This is a genomic window from Natrinema altunense (assembly GCF_000731985.1).
GTDB classification, from domain to species: Archaea; Halobacteriota; Halobacteria; order Halobacteriales; family Natrialbaceae; genus Natrinema; species Natrinema altunense.
On the sequence record NZ_JNCS01000001.1, the window covers coordinates 831,100 to 837,556 of the forward strand.

Annotated in this window: 7 protein-coding genes and 2 tRNA genes; 5 read left to right on the forward strand and 4 right to left on the reverse strand. The window is 60.4% G+C overall.

All coding sequences use genetic code 11. From position 1 onward, the window contains the following. Window positions 1–44: 44 nt before the first annotated feature. Entirely contained in the window at window positions 45–518 is a 474-nt protein-coding gene (gene rimI / locus ALTAJ2_RS04225) for a ribosomal protein S18-alanine N-acetyltransferase (protein WP_049901081.1), read from the reverse strand. A gap of 214 nt (window positions 519–732) precedes the next feature. Then, a complete protein-coding gene (locus ALTAJ2_RS04230; RefSeq protein WP_007110980.1) occupies window positions 733–1,026 on the reverse strand; it encodes a DUF6360 family protein in 294 nt (97 codons plus the stop codon). Window positions 1,027–1,581: 555 nt separating this feature from the next. Here ALTAJ2_RS04230 and ALTAJ2_RS19565 point away from each other — a divergent pair. The 5 genes from ALTAJ2_RS19565 to ALTAJ2_RS04255 all read left to right on the forward strand — a co-directional run bounded on the left by ALTAJ2_RS19565 (window position 1,582) and on the right by ALTAJ2_RS04255 (window position 4,795). Further along, window positions 1,582–1,722, forward strand: a complete 141-nt coding sequence (locus tag ALTAJ2_RS19565) for a hypothetical protein (protein ID WP_007110981.1) — start codon at window positions 1,582–1,584, stop codon at window positions 1,720–1,722. Window positions 1,723–1,779: 57 nt separating this feature from the next. Beyond that, on the forward strand, window positions 1,780–2,475 hold the full coding sequence (locus ALTAJ2_RS04240; protein WP_007110982.1) for a DUF7119 family protein: 696 nt from the start codon (window positions 1,780–1,782) through the stop codon (window positions 2,473–2,475). 79 nt (window positions 2,476–2,554) lie between these two features. Further along, window positions 2,555–2,628 (forward strand) — tRNA-Lys (locus ALTAJ2_RS04245). A 588-nt stretch (window positions 2,629–3,216) separates the two neighbouring features. Continuing rightward, on the forward strand, window positions 3,217–3,825 hold the full coding sequence (locus ALTAJ2_RS04250; RefSeq protein ID WP_049901087.1) for a TetR/AcrR family transcriptional regulator: 609 nt from the start codon (window positions 3,217–3,219) through the stop codon (window positions 3,823–3,825). 220 nt (window positions 3,826–4,045) lie between these two features. Further along, complete coding sequence (locus ALTAJ2_RS04255) at window positions 4,046–4,795, forward strand: SDR family NAD(P)-dependent oxidoreductase (RefSeq protein ID WP_007110984.1); 750 nt, start codon at window positions 4,046–4,048, stop codon at window positions 4,793–4,795. Window positions 4,796–4,853: 58 nt separating this feature from the next. Here the strand turns inward: ALTAJ2_RS04255 and ALTAJ2_RS04260 are convergent, their stop codons facing one another. After that, on the reverse strand, window positions 4,854–5,609 hold the full coding sequence (locus ALTAJ2_RS04260; protein ID WP_050031423.1) for a glucose 1-dehydrogenase: 756 nt from the start codon (window positions 5,607–5,609) through the stop codon (window positions 4,854–4,856). 706 nt (window positions 5,610–6,315) lie between these two features. Further along, window positions 6,316–6,391 (reverse strand) — tRNA-Cys (locus ALTAJ2_RS04265). Window positions 6,392–6,457 lie beyond the last annotated feature (66 nt).

The following is a 6,457-nucleotide window of genomic DNA, read 5'->3' on the forward strand; positions in this document are numbered from 1 at the left end:
GGGGAGGCTACCGGCTGCGAACGGTAAAACGTCCCGCAACCCGGCTATCCGAGCTTCCGGATCATCACGATCGCGTCCTCGCCGTTGGCGTAGTACTCCGGCACTCGGCGGAGTGAATCGAAATCGAACTCCCGATAGAGTCGTTTCGCCCCGTCGTTCGAGCGCCGCACCTCGAGTTTGACCGTCCCCGCGCCGTGGGCCGCGAGCACGCCGAGCGAACGGGAGAGAAGCGTCGACCCGATCCCGTCGCCGCGGTAGTCCGGATGGACGGCGATGTCCTTGACGTGGCCCAGCGCACGGCCGATCTGCTGGGTGACGTCGGCGACGACGTAGCCGGCGATCACACCGTCGGTCTCGGCGACGAGAAAGGCCGGTTCGCCGAGGAACCGCTCGAACGCGTCGTAGGGCCAGGGCTGTGGAAACGACTCGTTCTCGATACGGACGACCGCGAGCAAATCCGCACGCTCCGCGGGTCGGACCGTCACTTCGTCGCCGACATCCGGCACGGACGTTGTCACACGCGGGGATTACGCGCCGAACAGTAAAAGCCGTACGCGTCTCGGCAGCGCTCCCCGGAGGGCAGAGCCGCACGTCCGTCCGGGCAGGACGAACGCGGCGCAGCGGCAGGGATCGATCGGCGCGTCGCCCTCCCTGTCGGGCGCAGCTATCGTACTCACTGACTGTCACTGCCACCTAACCGCATGACGGCGGTCGGTCAGCGTGTCACTCGTTTCAGCGGCTCTTACAGTCCCCGGCGTCGTCGACGCGGTCGGCATGCGTCTCGAGATCCGCGGCGAGCGCACGCGCCTGGGTCGGCGTCAACTCGAGTTCCGCCATGTGTTTGGGAACGTGTTCCTCGGAGAGGTTGTCGAGTTCGACCTGAAGACGAACCGCGTCGGGGTCCTCGCGGTCGGCCGTCGCGTTCACGACGGCGGCGGACTCCCACTCGAAGGCCTCGCCGATCGCTTTTCCCTCGACGTAATCCAGCGTCGTGTACGCGTTGACCGTCATCAGTCGATCGGACATGTCGATTCGACCGTCACGTCCCGATCACTTATTTGGTGGCTGTCGCTCGGCCCCGTCGCTCCTGACGCACAGTCGTCGACGCGCCCTACGAAACCGGCGGCGATACTGGCCACGGATGGCAGATGCCAGTTCCCGGACGGGTTCGATCGAGTACGTACGCCCCGAACGGCTCCGAACCGTGAATCAGGTTCCGAGTCGGTGAGCGCTCGCCATACTTACCGGCCGTTCTTGCCACCACTATTCCGGAGCGGACTCCCGATCGATCGGCCGCGTACCGCGGACGTCGATCCCCGACGGAATCGATCGACGGCCGACATCCCTCGCTCGAGTCCCACCCTGCATCCGGTCGTCCAGCTAGCGGTACCGGTCTCCTGACTCCGTCCGACCGACGCCGATCGGTCGGTGCCGTCCGTTTCGAGTCGATCTCTCGAGCGACCGGACGTATCAACCGGCAGTCCCGTCAGAGATAGCGGCATAATACACCCGTAAGACAGAGCACGGGTATCGTTTGCAGCCGAAGCGATACTTATCCCGACGGGGCTCGAATGGTCGCTAATGACTGAGACAGCCGACTGTAACCCGGAGCCGGCCGAGCAGGACGCGCAGGAACGCGACGACGCCCACCTCGACGATCTCGAAGAGGGTGCCGGCTGTACGGAAATCTGGGAACACCTCGCCGAGCAACGCGACGAGTGAGACGAGAATTTCGCCCCGGCAACGACCTTTTTGATGTCGAACCCCGTATGCAGGTGCATGACCGACAACCGGCCCGGTGATCGTTCGAACCGCCGTGGCGAGAACGGTCGATCGATACCGACGGACCGCGAGTCACCAGTCGGTACACCAGTTATCCGGGGCGACGAATCGGTCGCCGGGACCCGTGCCCGTGAGGCCGTCCAGTTCGATCCCGACGATACCGAGAGCCTCGCGGACGCCGCCGCAATTGTTCGCGAGTTCGCCGTCGACACTACCAACGACGATCATCTCTATATGCTCCGCGGTGCAGCCGCCTGTGCCGCCCTCGTCCGCGGAGAAGGCTCCTACAAGGCCGCCGCGGAACGCGCCGGCGGCGATGCCACCGTCTCCTTTATCCGGAAGTGGGCTCGCGTCCACGACCTCCCGCGATCGGTCCGCAAACAGGTCGCGATCGGCCGGATCGCCCCGACCGCCGCCAAGCACATCGCCCGTGTCGGCGGCGAAGCGCGACTCCTCCTCGCATGGGCCATCCTCGATGGCAACCTCACCGTCCGCGACGTCCGCAGCGTCGCCAGTGCCATCAACGACGGCACCCCTATCGACCACGCCCTCGCCGACCACGACGTCACCCTCGGCCAACTCGAGGTCGTCCTCTCGCCGCCGACCTACCGCGATCTCCGTCGGCGTGCCTCGACGGAGGGCGTCGAGCCCGGTGCCATCGTTACCGATGCGCTCGAGCAATACTTCGAATGAGAGGGTTTCGGGTCGGTCCCCGCTCGCGTGAAGACAGAAAGAAACGTTTAACCGCTACTCCCCAAAAGGGGAAACCACAGGGCCGGTAGCTCAGTCTGGCAGAGCGTCTGGCTTTTAACCAGACGGTCGCGTGTTCAAATCGCGCCCGGCCCGCTTTTGCGCCGAATACTTTCGTGAGGAGCAAAGCGGCGACAGCGATTCGAACGACGCCCGGAAAGGCGCAGCGAAGCGGGCATTTCCGGGCGGAGTTCATAATCCCGCCCGGCCGCTTTCCTATCGTACTCGGACCCGCGAGCGGCTCACCCTGGAATCGGTGTGATCCATTCCGTGAGAAGTCGCGCGGTTCAACGATCCGGTGGGTTTTGATCGGCCATTCACGCTCGAGACCGCGAGGGTGATGGAGACGTCTGGACGAGCACTCCAATGCGGGGAGCCACGAGAACTCACTCGAGTCGCTCGGCGAACGCATCTACCGTGACTTCTCGTCGAGGTGATGCTGTAGACACAGCCACCGTCGCCGCTCGCGCCGTGTGCTTCGACGTTGCTCTCACTGCCCATGAATCTGCTTCGTGACGAAACCGGACGAAAACGGAGCGATCGGTCTCGAACCGGACACGGGGACGCGATATCGGCCGCTCCGAGTCATTGCTTGACGTATTTGTGCCCTCTTACTCGCTGCTCCAGTAACGCGGTGATACGAATCCGAAAAGGCCACTGTCCGTACCCTCGGATATCCAGTCAATGACTACCAACGAAGGTCCCCACGAAATCGGGCCGGTAAAAACGGAAATTATGGAGGCGACGTACGAGGCGGTGAGTAAACACGGGTACGACAGCCTGACAATTCAGGATATTGCTGATGAGTTCGAAAAGAGTCGGACGCTACTCTACTACCATTACGATGGCAGGGACGACCTATTGGTCGACTTTCTCGAATACGTGCTTTATGACTTCCTCGAGGATCTACCCGAGACGAAGGACTCGGCACGGGCGGAACTGGAAACGCTCGTCGAGACGTTACTACCGGAAACTCTGGATGAAGACGTCTACCGGATACAGCTCGCCATGTTCGAACTGCGGGTGAACGGGCCGCACGATCGGGACGCCCGAGAACAGTATCTCCATGTCGACAAAGAGCTCAAGGAGCTTCTCGAGAGGATTTTCACGCGCGGTCTCGAAACCGGTGAATTCGCAAATATCGATCCGACGGTTGAAGCCGACCTGTTCCTCTCGCTGCTAACTGGAACACGGACCCGGCGACTCACAGTCTACGATCCGGATGAGTCGATACAAGAGCTAAGAGACGCAATTGCGACACAGATCGAGCGAATCGCAGCGAACGCGAACTAGGCGTTCTCGGTTCGCTCGCGTTCCCATTGGCTTCGGATATCTCCTCGTTGCTGACATCGAGTACGAGCAGCCAGTCACTCAACTGAAAGTAGCTGCGTGTGCTGTCCGTCTGGCAGTTTGTCCCTTCGAATAGCGAGTCGGTAGCCCCGAACGACGACCTTTCGTTTCACAGCCACTGGCCGGAACGTATTTGACACTACGTTCAATATATAAGTGTACGATGTACGACTTCAGAGAGACCGTCGCGCTCGTCACCGGCGCTGGCTCCGGAATCGGGCAGGCAACCGCAACACGATTCGCGAACGACGGTGCGGCCGTCGTCGTTGCCGACATCGACACTGATAGCGGTGAAGAAACCGTCACTCAGATCGAAGCCGGTGGTGGGACTGCCACCTTCATCAAAACCGACGTCGGAAACCCGTCCTCTATCAAAGCCGCCGTCGATATCGCTCTCGAGCAGTACGGACGACTCGATTACGCGGTCAACAACGCAGCAACGGGCAACGAACCCGCACCGATCACCGAGATTACCGAAAGCGATTGGGATCGTATCATCGATGTCAATCAGAAAGGCGTCTGGGCTGGGATGAAACACCAACTGCCAGCCATTCAGGCGTCGGGAGGTGGCGCGGTCGTCAACGTCGCGTCGATGGCCGGCATTCGAGGTAGCCCGGGTCGGACGCCCTACAGCGCGAGCAAACACGGCGTCGTTGGCCTGACGAAAACGACGGCGCTCGAGTTTGCGGAGAAAGACGTTCGGATTAATGCGGTCTGTCCTACTATCGTCGAGACGCCGGCGCTGCGTGCGATGTCCGAAGCAGAACGGCAAGAAATCGTCGCGAATGTGCCGATGGGGCGTCCAGCGCAACCAGACGAGGTCGCTAGTGCAATTCTGTGGCTTTGTTCGGACGAGGCGTCGTTCATCACGGGGCAACTGCTACCGATTGATGGCGGCGAATCACAGAAATAACAGCACTGCGGCGTCGTAATTTCGGTATCAGTAGCGGGTTACCGTGTGCGAATCTCACTCAGGCTAACTTACCACCTTCGACGGGCAGTGCGTGTCCGTTGACGAACGATGCGTCATCGGACGCCAGCCAGGCGACCGACGCAGCGATCTCGTCGGGTTCTGCCATCCGGCGTAGCGGTTGCTCGTTCGTTATTGCTTCAACCGCGTCGGGGTTCTCTTCGATCGTTCGTTCCACCATCGGCGTTTTTACAACACCGGGACAGACTGCATTGATACGAACCCCTTTTTCGGCGTAGCGAACGGCAGCTGCCTTCGTAAGCCCAACGACACCGTGTTTACTAGCCGTATAAGGAGCGTTCCCGTCCGCGGCGAGTCCAGCAATCGATGAGGTATTGACCACTGCACCGCCGTCCCCGGCCACAAGTTCGGGCAGTTCGTACTTCATCGCGAGCCAGATACCGGTCAGGTTGATAGCGAGGACCTGTGTCCAGTTCTCCATTGTTTGCTCCGTGAGCGGTGCGTTCTCGCCCTCGATACCAGCATTGTTGTGCGCGATATCGAGCCCACCATACGTCTCGCGAGTGCGTTCAACCATCCGTTCGACGCTCGATTCGTCGGTAACGTCCACGTCGACGAATGTCGCCTCGCCACCGGTCATCTCGATCTGAGTGACCGTTTTTCGGCCACCTTCTGGATCAAGATCCGCAACAACGACGTTAGCACCGCCGCTTGCGAACCGTTTCGCGGCTGCTCGGCCGATACCGCTTCCAGCGCCAGTTACGATAACTGTCTTTCCTTTGAATTGATCCGCCATCGGCTAGCTGAATGCTTTGTCAATAGATAAATCTTGTGTGGCAAATCATCCGCAAGGATGTTCGAATACCATACGCTCATCGCGAACAGCGCTCATTGACACCGACTCGAGAACCACCAATTGACCGAGCCAGGGCACGAGGCTGCGCGGCCGTTGCTGTCATCCGTGTCAGAGTCGTGCCTGATGGCTCAGACTGAGAGAGATCACCCGTGCCGCAGAGAGGTTCGACAGCACACAACCACTACTCACCGCCGACAAAGCGGGCGTTTGTCGGTGGCTTACCAACGTTCCGAATTGACGCCGTTCGCTGTTCCGTCTCACGTCGATGTCGGTTTCCTCGAGTCCCCACTTCCAGCGGATCTCTTCGTCGAAATCGGCTTCGGGACGACCTGGTCGGTAACGGTGCGAACGGCTTCGTTTCGATGTGGCTCATTCTCTGCTCACGATCGGGAGTCTTTCAGGCTAACTGCCTAGGTAGGGTTAGAGCCGCGAAGTCGGCACTCACCACTTGTTCCACGGTAGAAGAAAATAACAAGCCTCCGACGTAGGGTTACCGACAGCATTCAGTCCAGCCACGGCCACATAGTCCGACGACCGCCTTGGAAACCTCAAGATAGCTGCTATCGTGGAGTGTTAATATGACATCCCTCGGAAGTGTTAGGAATATACACACCAGACATCGTTCGTCACGGCTAGACGTTAGTTAAGCCAAGGGCCGGATTTGAACCGGCGATGGGCGGCTCTGCAGGCCGCTGCGTTCGGCCGGACTCTGCCACCTTGGCGCGTTATATCGTTGTTACTGCGGTCGTTTAAGCGTAGCGGTACGGCACAACTCTTGGGTGAGGGTC